The following is a 15,795-nucleotide window of genomic DNA, read 5'->3' as shown; positions in this document are numbered from 1 at the left end:
GCAAGGGCTGCATTATGCGACCTACGCGTCGAGTGCCTTGCGCACGCCGCGCAGGAAGTCGATGGTCAGGGGGACAATCTTTTCGTGGGGCTGGCCGTCCAGCATCTCGATGATGCGGCTGCCGATGACCACGGCATCGGCCACCCGGCCAATGGCCTGGGCCGTGGCCGCGTCGCGGATGCCGAAGCCCACGCCCACGGGAATGCTCACATGCTCGCGGATGCGCGGCAGCATGGCTTCCACGGCCGCCGTGTCGAGCGTGCCTGCTCCGGTCACGCCCTTGAGCGAGACGTAGTAGACATAGCCGCTGGCCACGCGCGCCACCTGCTGCATGCGCTCGGTGGTGGAGGTGGGCGCCAGCAGGAAGATGAGGTCCATGTCGCGCGCACGCAGTTGCGCGGCGAATGCCTCGCACTCCTCGGGCGGGTAGTCCACGATGAGCAGGCCATCGACGCCGGCCTCGGCCGCATCGTCCACGAAGCGGTCATTGCCGTGGATCTGGTCGTAGCGCTCCACCGGGTTGGCGTAGCCCATCAGCACCACGGGCGTGGTCTGGTTCTTCTGGCGGAACTCGCGCACATAGGCCAGCACCTGCACCAGGCCCACGCCATTGGCGATGGCGCGGTCGCCTGCCTTCTGGATGGTGGGGCCGTCGGCCATGGGGTCCGAGAAGGGCACGCCCAGCTCGATCACGTCGGCGCCGGCCTCCACCATGCCGTGCATCAGCGACGGCGTGATGGCCGCGAACGGGAAGCCTGCGGTGATGTACGGGATCAGGGCCTTGCGGCCTTCTTCCTGGAGTTTGGCGAAAGTCGTGGTGATGCGGCTCATTGAGCTGCTCCTCCCTTGACCGTGAGCCCGCGCATGGAGGGACGGTCGTAGTAATCGGCGCCCGAGAGGTCGGCCACGGTGCCGATGTCCTTGTCGCCGCGACCGGACAGGTTCACGAGGATGGACTGGTCGGCGCGCATGGTCTTGGCCAGTTGCATGGCGTAGGCCACGGCATGGCTGGACTCCAGGGCGGGAATGATGCCTTCGGTGCGGCACAGGTAGTGGAAGGCGTCCAGCGCCTCCTGGTCGGTGATGCCCACGTACTGGGCCCGGCCCAGTTCCTGCAGCCAGGCGTGCTCGGGGCCGACGCCGGGGTAGTCGAGGCCGGCGCTGATGCTGTGCGTCTCGGTGATCTGGCCGTTTTCGTCCTGCAGGATGAAGGTGCGGTTGCCGTGCAGCACGCCGCTGCTGCCGCGCTGCAGCGAGGCCGAGTGCTTGCCGCTGTCCAGGCCTTCGCCGGCAGCCTCCACGCCGATCAGGCGCGTGTTCTCGAACGGGATGTAGGGGTGGAAGATGCCCATGGCATTGCTGCCGCCGCCCACGCAGGCGACCACGGCATCAGGCTGGCGGTCGGCGCCCAGGAATTCGGGCATCTGCGTCAGGCATTCCTCGCCGATGACCTTCTGGAAGTCGCGCACCATCGCCGGGTAGGGATGGGGGCCGGCCACGGTGCCGATGATGTAGAAGGTGTTGTCCACGTTGGCCACCCAGTCGCGCATGGCCTCGTTGAGCGCGTCCTTGAGCGTGCGGCTGCCCGACTCCACCGGCACCACGGTGGCGCCCAGCAGGCGCATGCGGTAGACGTTGGGGCTTTGGCGCTTCACGTCCTCGGCACCCATGTAGACGATGCATTCGAGGCCGTAGCGCGCGCAGATGGTGGCCGTGGCCACGCCGTGCTGGCCGGCGCCCGTCTCGGCAATGATGCGGGGCTTGCCCATGCGCCGGGCGAGCATGGCCTGGCCGATCACGTTGTTGATCTTGTGCGCGCCCGTGTGGTTGAGGTCTTCGCGCTTGAGGTAGATCTGCGCGCCGCCCATCTCGCGCGACATGCGTGCCGCGTGGTAGACGGGCGAGGGACGGCCGACGAAGTGGGCCAGCTCGGACTGGAATTCGGCAACGAATTCCGGGTCATTCTGGTACTTGGCGTAGGCGTCGCGCAGCTCGGTCAGAGCGTGTGTGAGGGTTTCGCTGGCAAAGCTGCCGCCGAAGCGGCCGAAGTGGCCGGATGCGTCAGGGTACTGGTATTCGAACATGGCTTGTCTGCAAAAGTTGGTCATCTGCCGCGCGCACGGCGGCGATGAATCGGTGTATCTTGCCGGCGTCCTTGATGCCCCTGAGGGGCTTGCCGTCGGGACCATCGGCCTCGACGCCGGAACTGACATCAACGGCCAGCGAGAGTCCTCGCGGGCGCACTTGCAAGATGCCATCGGTCACGTTTGCAGGCGTGAGTCCACCAGACAAAACGAGGTGAGAGGCGACGTTTGGTGGAAGGAGTGACCAATTGAATGCTTTTCCGCCACCACCATAGCCGTCGACATGGGCGTCGAGCAGTATGGCCTGGGCTTTCGAGTAACGCTGGGCATATTCTACGAGGTCGAAGCGCGCGGCGTCGGGACCAAGGGGAATGCGTGCGGCGCGCAGGAAGGCGCGGGTGCCGCCCGATGTGGCGGCAAGGCAGTCCTCGGGGGACTCGTCGCCGTGGAACTGCACGCAGGCGCCCGGGATGGCGGCGCAGGCAGCCATCACGTTGGCGGCGCTTTCATTGACGAACAGCAGCACCGGGGTCACAAAGGGCGGCAGGCGCCGCGCCAGTTCTGCAGCGCGCTGCACCGTCACGGCGCGCGGACTGGGGGCGTAGAGCACAAAACCCACGGCATCGGTGCCCGCAGCCACGGCGGCGTCCACGTCCTGTTCGCGGGTGAGTCCGCAGATCTTGATTCGAGTGCGCTGCATGGGGGCTGAAGAATGGGGGAGGGCTTGTCCGTTCACGGGAGCCAATCATAGGCCGGGCTGCGCGAAGGAAGGCCCCATGAAGGATCGTATACGGGGCCCAGAAAGTACAGGCCGTCGGGCGAGAAGGTGGGCGCGGCGGCATCGCGGGAACGGGCGTCCAGTACCTGCTGCATCCACTGCGGCGCATACGCGCCCTGGCCGATGGCGATCAGGCAGCCCATGATGTTGCGCACCATGTGGTGGAGGAAGGCGCTGCCTTCGAACTCGAAGCGCCAGTAGCAGCATTCCATGGCCGCATCGCCGGGCCGCATGGAGCTGGCTGCGGCCATCTGGGCGCCATCGCCTGCCATGCGGCGGGTGATGGACAGGCGGTGCAGCGTCTTGACGGGGGACTTGGCCTGGCAGCCCGATGCGCGGAACGAGCTGAAGTCGTGCTCGCCCAGCAGGTGCCGGGCGGCGGCCTGCATGGCGTCACCATCGAGCGCATGGAACACCCAGCCCACGCGCCCGGCCTCCACGCTGGGGCGCACGGGCGATTGCAGCAGCACATAGGCATAGCGCCTTGCCGTGGCACAGGCGCGCGAATGGAAGGCATCGGGCACGGGCTGGGCCCATTGCACGGCAATGTCCGGCGGCAGGAAGGTGTTGGTGCCACGGACCCAGGAGAACGGGGCCCTGTCCAGCGGGGTGTCGAAGTGGACGACCTGCATGAGGCCGTGCACGCCGGCATCGGTGCGGCCCGCGCAGAGGGTATGCACCTCCTGAGCGGCAAAGCGGCCCAGGGCCGCTTCGAGATGGTCTTGAATGGTGTTGCCAGACAGCTGGCTTTGCCAGCCGCTGTAGCGCTGGCCGTTGTAGGCGACGCCGAGGGCTACGCGCATTGCGAGGCCTCCGGCATGGGTTGGGTGTGCATCAAGTTGTCAGTTTTCCATGGCGGCTTGCACCACCCTGTCACGCGAAACCGGTGCGGCGCCTGGGCAGGCGCCGCCGGGCTTCAATCTATCTCGGCCAGCAGGCGCTGGGCCTTGGCCTTGAGATCGCCGTGGGCCTCGGCGATCACTTCCTCGATCAGTGTACGGGCTCCGTCACTGTCGCCGATGGCGTTGAATTCCTGGGCCAGCGCGAGCTTGGTGGCCAGCGGGTCTTCAGGGGCCGAGGGCGGGGTTGCCACGGCAGGAGTGTCGTTGCCCAGGTCCAGGGACAGGCTGCCAAGGTCGAATTCCAGCGACTCGGCCTGTTCCGGCTTGGCCTTGGCCGCCGTCTCCAGCACGCCGCCTGCCTGGGGCGTTGCCGGCGTTGGGGCGGGTGCCTCCGTGCTCAGGCCTTCCAGGTTGAACTCCATGGCGTCCAGCGACAGCAGCTCGGTCTTGGCATGGCTGTCGTCCGTGGTGGAGCTGGTCAGGGGCGAGGGCTCGGTGGCCGGGAAGCTGTCGGACGCCTGTGTGCCGGGCATGTCCAGCGACAGCATCTCGGTCGGCTGCATGCCGTCCATGGCGTTGCTGTGGTTCAGGGCGTCCGTCAGCGAGGCGTGGGCCGTGGGCTGGAAGCCGGGCATGTCCAACGATGCAACGGGTGGCTCGACGTGGGGCTCGATGCGAGGTGTGTCGTCCTTTGCGGAGGGCGTGGCTTCCAGCGGCGCGCGCAGCGTGGGCTCCAGCGCTGCGAAGTCCTGTTCGCTGGGCATGGGGGCCGGTGCGGGCAGGGGGCTGGCGTGCTGCGCGGGCAGGCTGGCATCGGCCAGGCCGCCGGGCAGGTCCATGTTGAGGTCCATGTCCAGGTCCATGGGCAGGGTGGCAGGGCCTTCGCGGTGCGCATCCATGTCCAGGGGGCGGCTGGCCAGCGAGGCGGCAGCCAGTCCGGCAGCAGCCACTGCGGCGCCACCGGCAACGGCGGCACCAGACAGGGGCGCGGCGCCTGCAGGCTGGTAGAGGGCGTTTTCCGGGTCCAGGATGCGGCCCTGGTCGGCCAGGCGCTGCCAGTCCACGCCCTTGCCCTGGGTCAGGCCATGCAGGGTCTGCGCGACGGCCTCGAAGGCCTTGCGGTCATGGCGCTTGGCGTAGATGTCGGCCAGCTTCTGGTGCAGAGCGGTGCGGTTGGGGTCGGTGCGCAGCGCTTCCTTGAGGATTTCCTCTGCCTGCAGGTCGCGGCCATAGGCCAGGTAGACGTCGGCCTCGGCCACGGGGTCCACATCGCCCGCATCAAGCTGGCTGGGCGAGTAATGCATGGAGGTGCCGGACAGCTGGCTCGAAGTGCCGGTGTCCACGCGTTGGCCGCCGCTGGCGCCAAAGAAGGAGTCGGCTGCCAGCTGGCTGTCGCCAAAGGCGCTTTCGCTGGAGGCGGCAGCGGCGCGGCGGCGCTGCATGACGCGGTAGCCGCCATAGCCCAGCAGCAGGGCCAGCAGGGCAGCACCGGCCAGCGGGATGGTGGGGTCTTCCAGCAGCGTATCGATGAAGCTGGGCTCGGCGATCGGCGTGACGGGGGCGGGTGCCGGCTTGGGCTTGGGCGGCTCGGCCGGAGCGGGCGTGGCGGGCGCGGCTTCTGCTGCGGGCGCTGCCGAGCCGGCTGCATTGGCTGCGGCGTCTGGAGCAGCGGTGGGCGCAGCGGCCGCAGCAGCTGCATCGGCAGGCGCTGCCGGGGCCGCGGGAGTTGTCTGGGGTGCTGCAGCTTCAGGCGCTGCAGGCACGGTCGGCGCGCCCGGCACAGCGACGCCGTTTGCCGTGCCGCTGGCTGCCGAGGCAGGTGCTGCAGCAGCACCTTCGGCGGGCTTGGTGGCGGCGGCGATCTGGCTCAGCTCGGACATGTTGCGCTGCAACTCGGCCGTGCGCGATGCCTGGTCGTCCGACTGCTTTTGCTTGGCCAGGCGCTCGTCGGCCTCCACGCCCTTGACGGCGCCCTTGGACAGGGTGAGCTTGTCGGGTGCTGCGGTGGACGGCTTGCGGTCTTCGACCTGGGCCTGGACGCTGCCCGATGCTTCGCGGTTGGCCGATGCCACGGGCGCGGCCGGCGCGGCGCTGGCCAGCTGGCGGCGGAACTGGTTGAAATCGCGGGACTGGGCTGCAACGATCTGGCGCGCTTCGCGCGGCGAGGTGGCCTGGGCCGTGGCTTCGTCCGGCACGGTGAGCACGGCGCCGGAGCGCATGCGGTTCACATTGCCGTTGATGAAGACCTTGGGATTGGTGCGCAGCATGGCCACCAGCATCTGGTCCAGCGAAACGCCGGCTGGCAGGTGGGCGGCGGCGATGCGGCCTGCCGTGTCCCCGGTCTTGATGCGGACTTCGGAGGCCTCGGACGACGCGGGAGCCGCTGCGGCGCGCTCGCGGGCTGCCGGGGCGGCACGGCGCGCGGCTGCTGGCGCGGGGCGGCTTTCCTCGGTGTTGCCTGCAGCGGCTTGCGATGCAGCTTGCGATGGAGTTTGCGAGGGGGTGGGGGCTGCGCGGCGCGGCGCTGCGGCAGGCTCGGGTGCCGAGGCCTGGGCTGCAGCCGTCACGGCAGGCGGGAGCTTTTGCAGGGTGGGCGGGTCCAGCAGCAGGGTGTAGTTGCGCTGCAGGTTGCCCGAGGCCCAGCTGGCGTCGATCACCAGATCGACAAAGGGTTCGTTGACGGGCTGTGTGCTTGTGAGGCGCAGCACGGCCGAGCCATCCGCGCGGCGCTGCACGCTGACGCGCACCTGGCTGGCGGTGGCGTTGTACTCCATGCCCTGGGTGCGGAAGACGCCGGGAGAGGCCACGCCCACGCGCAGGCCTTCGGCTTCAGCGGCGGTGATCTGGGGGATTTCGACTTCGGCACGCAGGGGCTCGCCCAGGGCCGATTGCACGTTCACCCGGCCCAGAGCCAGTGCCCAGGCCTCGGAGGCGGGCAGTGCGACCGAGACGACGGCCGCAGTGGCCAGCACAGAGAGTTTCCAACGATGCATAAAGCGTCAAACCTGTGTGGATGCAATTGGGCAGGCACTATTGTTATTGTGGGAATGCCCGCGCTTGCACATGTAATTGAAATTTACCCGGGGATAGATGGCACGCCATCTACCAAGGTGCTTGGGTCGCATTGTCGGCCACGCTATAGGATCACAAGCGTCTGGTTGCCGGCGAACGCCAATAGTTGTTGTCGAACGGCAACGAGAAGAAACACAATGTATCTTTGGTGATTGTAGGCAACCACCTACAGCCAATGGACAAGAGACCTGGGCATTGTGCCCAATTGCCCAGGGTTTAAAGCCGAAAAAAGCGCCATGTCCCGGGCCGGGACATGGCGCTTTTTGTGTTGGCTCAAGCCGGCGATGCTCAGGCGGCGAGCAGGATGCGCAGCATGCGGCGCAGCGGCTCGGCGGCGCCCCACAGCAGCTGGTCACCGATCACGAAGGCCGACAGATACTCGGGGCCCATGTTCAGCTTGCGCACGCGGCCCACGCCGACTTCCAGGCCGCCGGTGATGGCGGCAGGGGTCAGTTCCTTGACGGTGATGGCGCGGTCGTTGGGAACCCACTTCACCCAGGGGTTGCCGGACTTGATGATGGCTTCCAGCTCTTCCAGGGGCAGGTCCTTCTTGAGCTTGAGGGTCAGCGCCAGGCTGTGGCAGCGCATGGCGCCGATGCGCACGCACAGGCCATCGACAGGGATGGTCTGCTCGGTGCCCAGGATCTTGTTGACCTCGGCCTGGCCCTTCCACTCTTCCTTGGACTGGCCGTTGTCCAGCTGCGCATCGATCCAGGGGATCAGGCCACCGGCCAGCGGTGCGCCGAAGAATTCGGTGGGCACGTCGGTGCGGATGGTCTGGGCCACCTTGCGGTCGATGTCCAGGATGGCGGATGCGGGCGTGGCCAGTTCGTCGGCCACGGCAGCGTGCACCACGCCCATGCCCTTGAGCAGTTCGCGCATGTGGTTGGCGCCGCCACCGGAGGCTGCCTGGTAGGTCATGGAGCTGACCCATTCCACGAGACCGGCCTTGAACAGGCCGCCCAGGCCCATCAGCAAGATGGAGTTGGTGCAGTTGCCGCCAATCCAGTTCTTGCCGCCCGCGGCGAGCTTGGACTGGATCAGGCCTTCATTGACGGGGTCGAGCACGATGACGGCATCGCCTTCCATGCGCAGCGACGACGCGGCATCGATCCAGTGGCCGTTCCAGCCCGAGGCGCGCAGCTGGGGGAAGACTTCCTTGGTGTAGTCGCCGCCCTGGCAGGTGATGATGATGTCGCACTTGGACAGCTCGGCAATGTCGTTGGCATTGCGCAGCTCGGTGTGGGTCTTCGCCATGGCCGGGGCCTTGCCGCCGGCGTTGGAGGTGGAGAAGAACACGGGCTCGATCAGGTCGAAGTCGCCCTCTGCCTGCATGCGGTCCATCAGCACGGAGCCGACCATGCCGCGCCAGCCGACGAGGCCTACCAATTGCTTGCTCATTTTTGAAACGCCCTTTCAGTGTGAAAACAGTGCTTGATCAAGACTGTTGTCGCCCGGCTCGTCTAGGCCAGGTGAGGGCGCACGACGAACCGGGCTGGGTCAGCCTTTGATTGTCGTAATGGTTGTGGATGTGATTGCGCGCGCAGCCACACCAGCCAGGGCGGCGGGTGCAATGTTCAGCAGGAGGAACGGGCGGGCGGCAAACATAAGAGACGTCATTCTATCGAATACGCCAGGAAAGAGAATGTCTGTTTTGATGAATATCTTCGTCGAATCGGCGAAAAGTGGACGTCTATTTTGACGTTTTGCCATGTTGCGGCGAAGCAGGGCAGTGCCTGCCCGCCACAGGGACGGCCGCAAGCCGGGAGGCTGGCGGCCGTCATGGACTTCAGGCCAGTGCGGCCACCACGGCATCGCCCATCTCGCGGGTGGAGACCTTGGTCGTGCCTTCGCTGTAGAGGTCGGCCGTGCGCAGGCCCTGGGCCAGCACCTTTTGCACAGCGGCTTCGATGCGCTGTGCGGCGGCTTCCTGGTTCAGCGAGAAGCGCAGCATCATCGCGGCCGACAGGATGGTGGCCAGCGGATTGGCAATGCCCTTGCCGGCGATGTCGGGGGCCGAGCCGTGGCTGGGCTCGTACAGGCCCTGGCCCCTGGAGTTGAGCGATGCCGAGGGCAGCATGCCGATGGAGCCGGTCAGCATGGAGGCTTCGTCGGACAGGATGTCGCCGAACATGTTGCCCGTGACCACCACGTCAAAGCGCTTGGGTTCCTTGACCAGCTGCATGGCGGCGTTGTCCACGTACATGTGGTCCAGTTGCACATCGGGGTACTGCTGGCCCACTTCGGTGACCACGTCCTTCCAGAACTGGAAGGTTTCCAGCACGTTGGCCTTGTCCACGCTGGTCACGCGCTTGCTGCGCTTTTGCGCGGCCTGGAAGGCGACATGGGCGATGCGCTCGATCTCGGGCTTGGAGTAGCGCATGGTGTCGAAGGCTTCCTCGGCACCGGGGAAGTGGCCGTCGGTGGCCACGCGGCGGCCGCGCGGCTGGCCGAAGTAGATGTCGCCGGTCAGCTCGCGGATGATGAGGATGTCCAGGCCCGCGACCAGCTCGGGCTTGAGGCTGGAGGCGTGGGTCAGTTCCGCATAGCAGATGGCCGGGCGGAAGTTGGCGAACAGGCCCATGTGCTTGCGCAGGCCCAGGATGGCCTGCTCGGGGCGCAGCGGGCGGTCCAGCGTGTCGTACTTCCAGTCGCCCACGGCGCCGAACAGCACGGCGTCGGCCTCCATGGCCAGCTTCAGCGTGGATTCGGGCAACGGGTGGCCGGCAGCTTCGTAGGCAGCGCCGCCCACGGGGGCCGTCTGCATGTCGAAGTCCAGGCCCAGGGCGCCCAGCACCTTCACGGCTTCCGCAACGATTTCGGGGCCGATGCCATCACCGGGCAAGACTGCGATTTTCATGGTGTTCCTTTTGAGAGACTGTTCGGATGGTGGAAGGCCGCCGGCGGCTGGTTCAGCAACGCCTGCGGCCCATTGATGCGCGCAAGTAGAGATCGATCAGCGCTGCACCAGCGTGTGGGCCAGCCAGGGCTTGGTGGCCAGGCGCTCGGCCTCGTAGGCGCGGATCTTGTCGGCGTGGCGCAGCGTCAGGCCGATATCGTCAAAGCCGTTGAGCAGGCAGAACTTGCGAAAGGCGATGACATCGAAAGGGATCTCCTCGCCCTGCGGGCGCACGATCACCTGGCGATCCAGATCAATGGTCAGCTCGTAGCCAGGGAAGGCCGCGATCTCGTTGAACAGCATGTCGATCGTGGCCTCGGGCAGCACGATGGGCAGCAGGCCGTTCTTGAAGCAGTTGTTGAAGAAGATGTCGGCAAAGCTGGGTGCCAGGATGGCGCGAAAGCCGTACTGGTCCAGGGCCCAGGGCGCGTGCTCGCGGCTGGAGCCGCAGCCGAAGTTCTTGCGTGCGACCAGGATGGAGGCGCCCGCATAGCGGGGCTGATTGAGCACGAAGTCGGGGTTGGGCTTGCGCGAGGCCGGGTCCTGGCCGGGCTCGCCATGGTCCAGGTAGCGCCATTCGTCGAACAGGTTCACGCCGAAGCCGGTCTTCTTGATCGACTTGAGGAACTGCTTGGGAATGATGGCGTCGGTATCGACGTTTTCGCGGTCCATGGGGGCGACAAGGCCCTTGTGCACGGTGAATTGTTGCATGGCTGTATCGGATTCAGGGTTCAGCGGGCGGCGCGTTCGATGGCGCTGCCCGCGCTTTGCACGTCCTGGCCAATGCCCTTGACGGTATTGCAGGCGGCCAGGGTGAAGGCCAGGCCGATCAGGAGGATCGAGAAGGAGGGCTTCATGGTGTGCAGGCGGGGCAGTTGCGGGATCGGATCAGGAGAACCTGCGGATGTCCACGAAGTGGCCGTGGATGGCGGCGGCCGCAGCCATGGCGGGGCTCACCAGGTGGGTGCGTCCGCCCGCGCCCTGGCGGCCTTCGAAGTTGCGGTTGCTGGTGGAGGCGCAGCGCTCGCCGGGCTCCAGGCGGTCGGCATTCATGGCCAGGCACATGGAGCAGCCGGGCTCGCGCCATTCAAAGCCTGCCGCCTTGAAGATCTGGTCCAGGCCTTCGCGCTCGGCCTGTTCCTTGACCAGTCCGGAGCCGGGCACGACCATGGCCAGCTTGATGTTGCGCGCCACCTTCTGGCCCAGCTTCTTGACCACGGCGGCGGCCTCGCGCATGTCTTCGATGCGGCTGTTGGTGCACGAGCCGATGAAGACCTTGTCCACGAAGATGTCGTCGATCGCCTTGCCGGGCTCCAGCGCCATATAGGTCAGCGCGCGTTCGATGGCGCCGCGCTTGCTGGCATCCTTTTCCTTGTCGGGGTCCGGCACGCGGGCATCCACGCCCAGCACCATCTCGGGCGAGGTGCCCCAGGTGACCTGAGGCACGATCTCGCTGGCCTGCAGCTCGACCACGCGGTCGAACTTCGCATCGGCATCGGAGTGCAGCGTCTTCCAGTAGGAGACGGCGGCATCCCATTCGGCGCCGGTGGGGGCCAGTGGGCGGCCCTTGACGTACTGGATGGTCTTGTCGTCCACGGCCACCAGGCCTGCGCGCGCGCCGCCTTCGATGGCCATGTTGCAGACCGTCATGCGGCCTTCCATGCTCAGGTCACGGATGGCTTCGCCGGCGAACTCGATGGTGTAGCCCGTGCCGCCGGCCGTGCCGATCTTGCCGATGATGGCCAGCACGATGTCCTTGGCCGTGATGCCGGGGGCAGCCTTGCCGCTGACGTTGATCAGCATGTTCTTGGCCTTCTTGGCCAGCAGGGTCTGGGTGGCCATCACGTGCTCGACCTCGGACGTGCCGATGCCGTGGGCCAGTGCGCCGAAGGCGCCATGCGTGGACGTGTGGCTGTCGCCGCAGACCACGGTCATGCCGGGCAGGGTGGCGCCCTGCTCGGGGCCCATGACGTGGACGATGCCCTGACCCTTGTCCATGAAGGGGAAGAAGGCCGCAGAGCCGAACTCGCCGATGTTGGTGTTCAGTGTGGTGATCTGTTCCTTGCTGATCGGGTCGGCAATGCCGTCATAGCCGCGCTCCCAGCCGTCGGTGGGGGTGTTGTGGTCGGCCGTGGCGACCACGGAGCTGATGCGCCACAGCTTGCGGCCGGCCATGCGTAGGCCTTCGAAGGCCTGGGGGCTGGTGACTTCGTGCACCAGGTGGCGGTCGATGTAGAGGACGGCGGTGCCGTCATCCTCGGTGTGGATGACGTGCTCGTCGAAGATCTTGTCGTAGAGGGTGCGTCCCATGGCGTTCTCGAATGGTTGGTGTCGTGGGGAAATTTTTGGGGACATCCAGCGGCCAAGTGGCCTTCAGGATGCGCTGGCCGGCGGGCTCAGGTGCTCGACCAGCAGGCGGGCCGTGACGGGTAGCGCGTCGAAGTCACGCGCCACGATGCTCAGCTCGCGCCGAGCCCAGTCGTCGCTGAGCTCCAGTGCACGCAGATGGCCCACGCCGTGCATGAGCTCGAAGGCGCGGTCGGGGATCAGTCCCACGCCCAGGCCGTTGTCGATCATGCGGCACATGGCATCCAGGCTGGTGACCTGGATGCGCTGGTGCAGCGCATGCCCCGCCTGTGCGGCAGCCGCACGCATGGCCAGGCTGATGGAGGAGCCGGCCTGCAGGCTGACGATGTCCCATTCGAGCACATCGGCAAAGGCCACGCTGTCGCTGTGCGCCAGCGCGTGCTGCTCGGGGACCACGACGACCAGGCGATCCTCGCGGTAGGGGCGGTGCTGCAGTACGGGAGTGGCCTGGCCATTGCCCAGCGGCATGTACGCCATGGAGCAGATGCCGATGTCGGCCGTGCCTTCCTGTACGGCAGCCAGTACGGCGGGGCTGAGCTGCTCCTGCAGGTCGATCTTGACCTGGCCGTGCTTGCGCGCGAACACGCCCAGGTCTTCCGGCAGGAACTGCACGATGGCAGACATGTTGGCATGGATGCGCACATGGCCGCGCACGCCATCGGCGTACTCGGACAGCTCGCCCTGCATGCGCTCCAGGCCGTACAGCACGTTGCGGGCATGGTGCAGCAGGCTTTCGCCGGCCGGCGTCAAGGTCACGCCACGGCTGTGTCGGTACAGCAGGGCTGTGTCCACCGTGGCTTCGAGATCGGACAGGCGCTTGCTCACCGCCGAGGCTGCAATGAACTCGCGCTCGGCCGCGCGGCCGATGCTGCCAAGTTCGCAGACAGCCACGAACAGCTGCAAGGAGGTAAGGTCTATGCGCCGTGCAAAACTGCGCTCTGAATTCTTCATGTGGTGGGGTTCAGGCTTCTCATTAGGAGAAGTTGGATGGATTTTCTCGCACAAGTCATCGACCTGTCATCTTCAAGCGCGATGTCTTTGGTGATGTCGTGCGATTTCATGGAGATGGGGGTCATGCCTCGTGGCGATGGCTGCGGGCAGCCATGCCCGCCGGAAAGCCGGTTGCATACTGAAAGAATTTGTCAATCTTTGCGCCAGTCGCCTGCATGGATTGCTGCAAAAATAAGAGCATATGAACGATCGATATCCGACGGGCCTGCGAGCCCTGCCTGCAGGCCTGTCATTGCTGCTGGCCGCAGCCCTGTCCTGCATGGCCGTCCCGGCGTCTGCCAAGCCGCAGCCGCCAGCGAAGAACACGGCCAAGAGCGGTGCTAAGGCACCGGCCAAACCTGCAGCCAGACCTGCAGCCAAAGCGGCAGCCAGGCCAGCGGGCAAGGCCGCCGTCAAGACCGGGGGCAAGTCGGCGCCCTCTTCAACCCGCAATGCGCCGGCCAAGGCCGCCGCCGCTGGCGTGGCGGCAGGGGCCGTTGCGGCCGGTACTGCCGCAGCCGCAGTGGGCCATGCCCCCAAGGGCGAGCCCGGCCTGAGCGCGGCCGAGGTCGCAGCGCTGCACCAGCATGCCGAGCAGGGCGAGGCCAGCGCCCAGTACGCGCTGGGTTCTCTGTACAAGCGCGGCCAGGGCGTTGCCCTGAGTGCCGAGACGGCGGCCCAGTGGTATGAGAAGTCTGCGCAGCAGGGCTATGCGCCAGCCCAGTCCGACCTGGGGTTGATGTATGCGAATGGCCGTGGCGTGGCGCGTGACGATGCCCAGGCCGTGCAGTGGTATCGCAAGGCTGCCGAGCAGGGCGATGCCGTGGCCCAGAACAACCTGGGCCTGATGCTGGCCGAGGGGCGCGGAGCCGCCAAGGACCCCGCGCAGGCCGTGCAGTGGTTCCAGCGCTCGGCCGAGCAAGGTGAAGCGGCCGGTCAGTACAGCCTGGGCGTGATGTATGCCACGGGCCGGGGCGTGGCCGAGGACGTGGCGCAGGCGCTGCGCTGGTTTGTGGCGGCGGCAGGCCAGGGCCATGCCGATGCGCAATTCAATGCCGGCATGCTCTATGCCGAGGGTGGCGTGGTCGATCGCGACATGGCGCAGGCCGCCCACTGGCTGGAGAAGGCGGCCGAGCAGGGCAATGCCGCAGCCCAGTCCAACCTGGGCGTGCTGTATGCCAATGGCCAGGGCGTGCCCGCCAGCGACGAGAAGGCCGCGCGCTGGCTGGAGCGTGCCGCCCAGCAGGGCGACGCGCTGGCGCAGTCCAATCTCGCCAGCCTTTATGCGTCGGGCAAGGGCGTGGAGCGCAGCCCGTCCCAGGCCTATTTCTGGATGCTGCTGGCGGCGGGCAGGGACAGCTCGCTGGCCGCCAAGCGTGACAGCATGGCCCAGCCGCTGAGCGCGGCCGAGCGTGCACGCACCGAGCGCCAGGCGGCGGCCTGGAAGGCCAAACCCGCTCCCTGAGTCCTGTTGAGCATGCACCAATGAAAAACGCCTCGGAAGAGGCGTTTTTGTTGGGGGCTCAGTGCCGCATCAGCTGAAGAAGCTCTTGAGCCTGTCGGTCCAGCTCTCGCCGCTGGGCGAATGCTTGGCGCCGCCCTTCTTGAGCGATTCCTCCAGCTCGCGCAGCAGCTTGCGCTGGTACTCGGTCAGCTTGACGGGCGTCTCGACCACGATGTGGCAGTAAAGGTCGCCGGGATAGCTGGAGCGCACGCCCTTGATGCCCTTGCCGCGCAGGCGGAACTGCTTGCCGGCCTGGGTGCCTTCGGGGATGTCGATGGCCGCCTTGCCCGACAGGGTGGGTACCTCGATCTCGCCGCCGAGCGCCGCCGTGATGAAGCTCACGGGCACGTTGCAGTGCAGGTCGTCGCCGTCGCGCTCGAAGATGTCGTGGTCCTTGATGCGGATCTCGATGTAGAGATCGCCCGCAGGCCCGCCATTCGTGCCGGGTTCGCCATTGCCGGAGGAACGGATGCGCATGCCGTCGTCGATGCCGGCAGGAATCTTCACTTCCAGTGTCTTCTGGCGCTTGACCTTGCCCTGGCCGCCGCAGCTGGTGCAGGGCTCGGGAATGATCTTGCCCGTGCCCCGGCAGTGCGGGCAGGTCTGCTGCACGCTGAAGAAGCCCTGGCGCATCTGCACGCTGCCCATGCCGTTGCAGGTGGTGCAGGTCTTGGCGCTGGTGCCGGGCTTGGCGCCGCTGCCGTGGCAGGTGTCGCAGCCATCCCAGCTGGGGATGCGGATCTGCGCATCCTTGCCGTGGGCGGCTTCCTCCAGCGTGATCTCCATGGCGTAGCTGAGATCGTTGCCGCGGTAGACCTGGCGGCCGCCACCGGCGCCGCCGCGTCTGCCGCCACCCTGGTTGAACATGTCGCCAAAGATGTCGCCAAAGGCTTCGGCAAAGCCACCAAAGCCTTCGGCGCCGCCGCCCATGCCGCGGTTGGGGTCCACGCCCGCATGGCCGTACTGGTCGTAGGCCGCGCGCTTGTTGCTGTCGGAGAGCATCTCGTAGGCCTCCTTGGCCTCCTTGAATTTCTCTTCCGCCCCGCTTGCAGCATCCCCCTGGTTGCGGTCAGGGTGGTACTTCATCGCCAGCTTGCGATAAGCCTTCTTGATGTCGTCGTCCGAGGCGTTCTTGGCAACGCCGAGGACCTCGTAAAAATCGCGTTTGGACATGGTGTTTGCTAGCCAGTCAGTGAGAACAGGAACGCCGCGTCAGCCCCTTGGCAGGGCCGAGCGCGGCGGCAAGCGGTCGTCAAGGG

At 66.7% G+C, this 15,795-nt stretch carries 13 protein-coding genes; 1 reads left to right on the top strand and 12 read right to left on the bottom strand.

The window, feature by feature from the left end; all coding sequences use genetic code 11:
* Positions 1 to 21 precede the first annotated feature (21 nt).
* The 11 genes from trpA to ACUTR7_RS13420 all read right to left on the bottom strand — a co-directional run bounded on the left by trpA (position 22) and on the right by ACUTR7_RS13420 (position 12,993).
* Positions 22 to 831: a tryptophan synthase subunit alpha gene (gene trpA, locus ACUTR7_RS13470; protein WP_013801013.1), complete on the bottom strand. Its 810-nt coding sequence runs from the start codon at positions 829 to 831 to the stop codon at positions 22 to 24.
* Positions 828 to 2,084 carry a tryptophan synthase subunit beta gene (gene trpB / locus ACUTR7_RS13465; RefSeq protein ID WP_012207042.1) on the bottom strand — a complete coding sequence of 419 codons (1,257 nt, stop codon included), beginning with the start codon at positions 2,082 to 2,084 and terminating at the stop codon, positions 828 to 830. Before trpB ends, trpA begins: the two co-directional genes overlap by 4 nt.
* The gene (locus ACUTR7_RS13460; RefSeq protein WP_013801014.1) at positions 2,062 to 2,784 is read right to left on the bottom strand and encodes a phosphoribosylanthranilate isomerase; all 723 of its coding nucleotides are present in this window, start codon (positions 2,782 to 2,784) and stop codon (positions 2,062 to 2,064) included. Before ACUTR7_RS13460 ends, trpB begins: the two co-directional genes overlap by 23 nt.
* Before the next feature lie 32 nt (positions 2,785 to 2,816).
* Entirely contained in the window at positions 2,817 to 3,665 is an 849-nt protein-coding gene (truA, locus tag ACUTR7_RS13455) for a tRNA pseudouridine(38-40) synthase TruA (protein WP_034396664.1), read from the bottom strand.
* A gap of 113 nt (positions 3,666 to 3,778) precedes the next feature.
* A complete protein-coding gene (locus ACUTR7_RS13450; RefSeq protein WP_445609006.1) occupies positions 3,779 to 6,697 on the bottom strand; it encodes a FimV/HubP family polar landmark protein in 2,919 nt (972 codons plus the stop codon).
* Between the two features lie 367 nt (positions 6,698 to 7,064).
* A complete protein-coding gene (gene asd / locus ACUTR7_RS13445; RefSeq protein WP_013801017.1) occupies positions 7,065 to 8,177 on the bottom strand; it encodes an aspartate-semialdehyde dehydrogenase in 1,113 nt (370 codons plus the stop codon).
* A gap of 388 nt (positions 8,178 to 8,565) precedes the next feature.
* Positions 8,566 to 9,636 (bottom strand): 3-isopropylmalate dehydrogenase, encoded by a 1,071-nt coding sequence (leuB, locus tag ACUTR7_RS13440; RefSeq protein WP_445609005.1) that lies wholly within the window; start codon positions 9,634 to 9,636, stop codon positions 8,566 to 8,568.
* Positions 9,637 to 9,732: 96 nt separating this feature from the next.
* On the bottom strand, positions 9,733 to 10,386 hold the full coding sequence (leuD, locus tag ACUTR7_RS13435) for a 3-isopropylmalate dehydratase small subunit (protein WP_012207036.1): 654 nt from the start codon (positions 10,384 to 10,386) through the stop codon (positions 9,733 to 9,735).
* 20 nt (positions 10,387 to 10,406) lie between these two features.
* Entirely contained in the window at positions 10,407 to 10,532 is a 126-nt protein-coding gene (locus ACUTR7_RS13430) for an entericidin A/B family lipoprotein (protein WP_012207035.1), read from the bottom strand.
* A gap of 31 nt (positions 10,533 to 10,563) precedes the next feature.
* Complete coding sequence (leuC, locus tag ACUTR7_RS13425) at positions 10,564 to 11,985, bottom strand: 3-isopropylmalate dehydratase large subunit (protein WP_034396655.1); 1,422 nt, start codon at positions 11,983 to 11,985, stop codon at positions 10,564 to 10,566.
* Between the two features lie 63 nt (positions 11,986 to 12,048).
* On the bottom strand, positions 12,049 to 12,993 hold the full coding sequence (locus ACUTR7_RS13420) for a LysR substrate-binding domain-containing protein (protein WP_012207033.1): 945 nt from the start codon (positions 12,991 to 12,993) through the stop codon (positions 12,049 to 12,051).
* 241 nt (positions 12,994 to 13,234) lie between these two features.
* Here ACUTR7_RS13420 and ACUTR7_RS13415 point away from each other — a divergent pair, with 241 nt between their 5' ends.
* Positions 13,235 to 14,497, top strand: a complete 1,263-nt coding sequence (locus tag ACUTR7_RS13415; RefSeq protein WP_445609004.1) for a tetratricopeptide repeat protein — start codon at positions 13,235 to 13,237, stop codon at positions 14,495 to 14,497.
* Between the two features lie 69 nt (positions 14,498 to 14,566).
* Here the strand turns inward: ACUTR7_RS13415 and dnaJ are convergent, their stop codons facing one another.
* Positions 14,567 to 15,709 carry a molecular chaperone DnaJ gene (gene dnaJ, locus ACUTR7_RS13410; RefSeq protein WP_013801020.1) on the bottom strand — a complete coding sequence of 381 codons (1,143 nt, stop codon included), beginning with the start codon at positions 15,707 to 15,709 and terminating at the stop codon, positions 14,567 to 14,569.
* Positions 15,710 to 15,795 lie beyond the last annotated feature (86 nt).

The sequence above is a fragment of the Delftia sp. NA_296.1 genome (genome assembly GCF_052692095.1).
This window is presented reverse-complemented; position numbering and strand designations above follow the sequence as displayed.

Coding starts and splice junctions, on each gene's coding strand:
- trpA (WP_013801013.1), bottom strand. CDS start 831: ATGAGCCGCATCACCACGACTTTCGCCAAACTCCAGGAAGAAGGCCGC.
- trpB (WP_012207042.1), bottom strand. CDS start 2,084: ATGTTCGAATACCAGTACCCTGACGCATCCGGCCACTTCGGCCGCTTC.
- ACUTR7_RS13460 (WP_013801014.1), bottom strand. CDS start 2,784: ATGCAGCGCACTCGAATCAAGATCTGCGGACTCACCCGCGAACAGGAC.
- truA (WP_034396664.1), bottom strand. CDS start 3,665: ATGCGCGTAGCCCTCGGCGTCGCCTACAACGGCCAGCGCTACAGCGGC.
- ACUTR7_RS13450 (WP_445609006.1), bottom strand. CDS start 6,697: ATGCATCGTTGGAAACTCTCTGTGCTGGCCACTGCGGCCGTCGTCTCG.
- asd (WP_013801017.1), bottom strand. CDS start 8,177: ATGAGCAAGCAATTGGTAGGCCTCGTCGGCTGGCGCGGCATGGTCGGC.
- leuB (WP_445609005.1), bottom strand. CDS start 9,636: ATGAAAATCGCAGTCTTGCCCGGTGATGGCATCGGCCCCGAAATCGTT.
- leuD (WP_012207036.1), bottom strand. CDS start 10,386: ATGCAACAATTCACCGTGCACAAGGGCCTTGTCGCCCCCATGGACCGC.
- ACUTR7_RS13430 (WP_012207035.1), bottom strand. CDS start 10,532: ATGAAGCCCTCCTTCTCGATCCTCCTGATCGGCCTGGCCTTCACCCTG.
- leuC (WP_034396655.1), bottom strand. CDS start 11,985: ATGGGACGCACCCTCTACGACAAGATCTTCGACGAGCACGTCATCCAC.
- ACUTR7_RS13420 (WP_012207033.1), bottom strand. CDS start 12,993: ATGAAGAATTCAGAGCGCAGTTTTGCACGGCGCATAGACCTTACCTCC.
- ACUTR7_RS13415 (WP_445609004.1), top strand. CDS start 13,235: ATGAACGATCGATATCCGACGGGCCTGCGAGCCCTGCCTGCAGGCCTG.
- dnaJ (WP_013801020.1), bottom strand. CDS start 15,709: ATGTCCAAACGCGATTTTTACGAGGTCCTCGGCGTTGCCAAGAACGCC.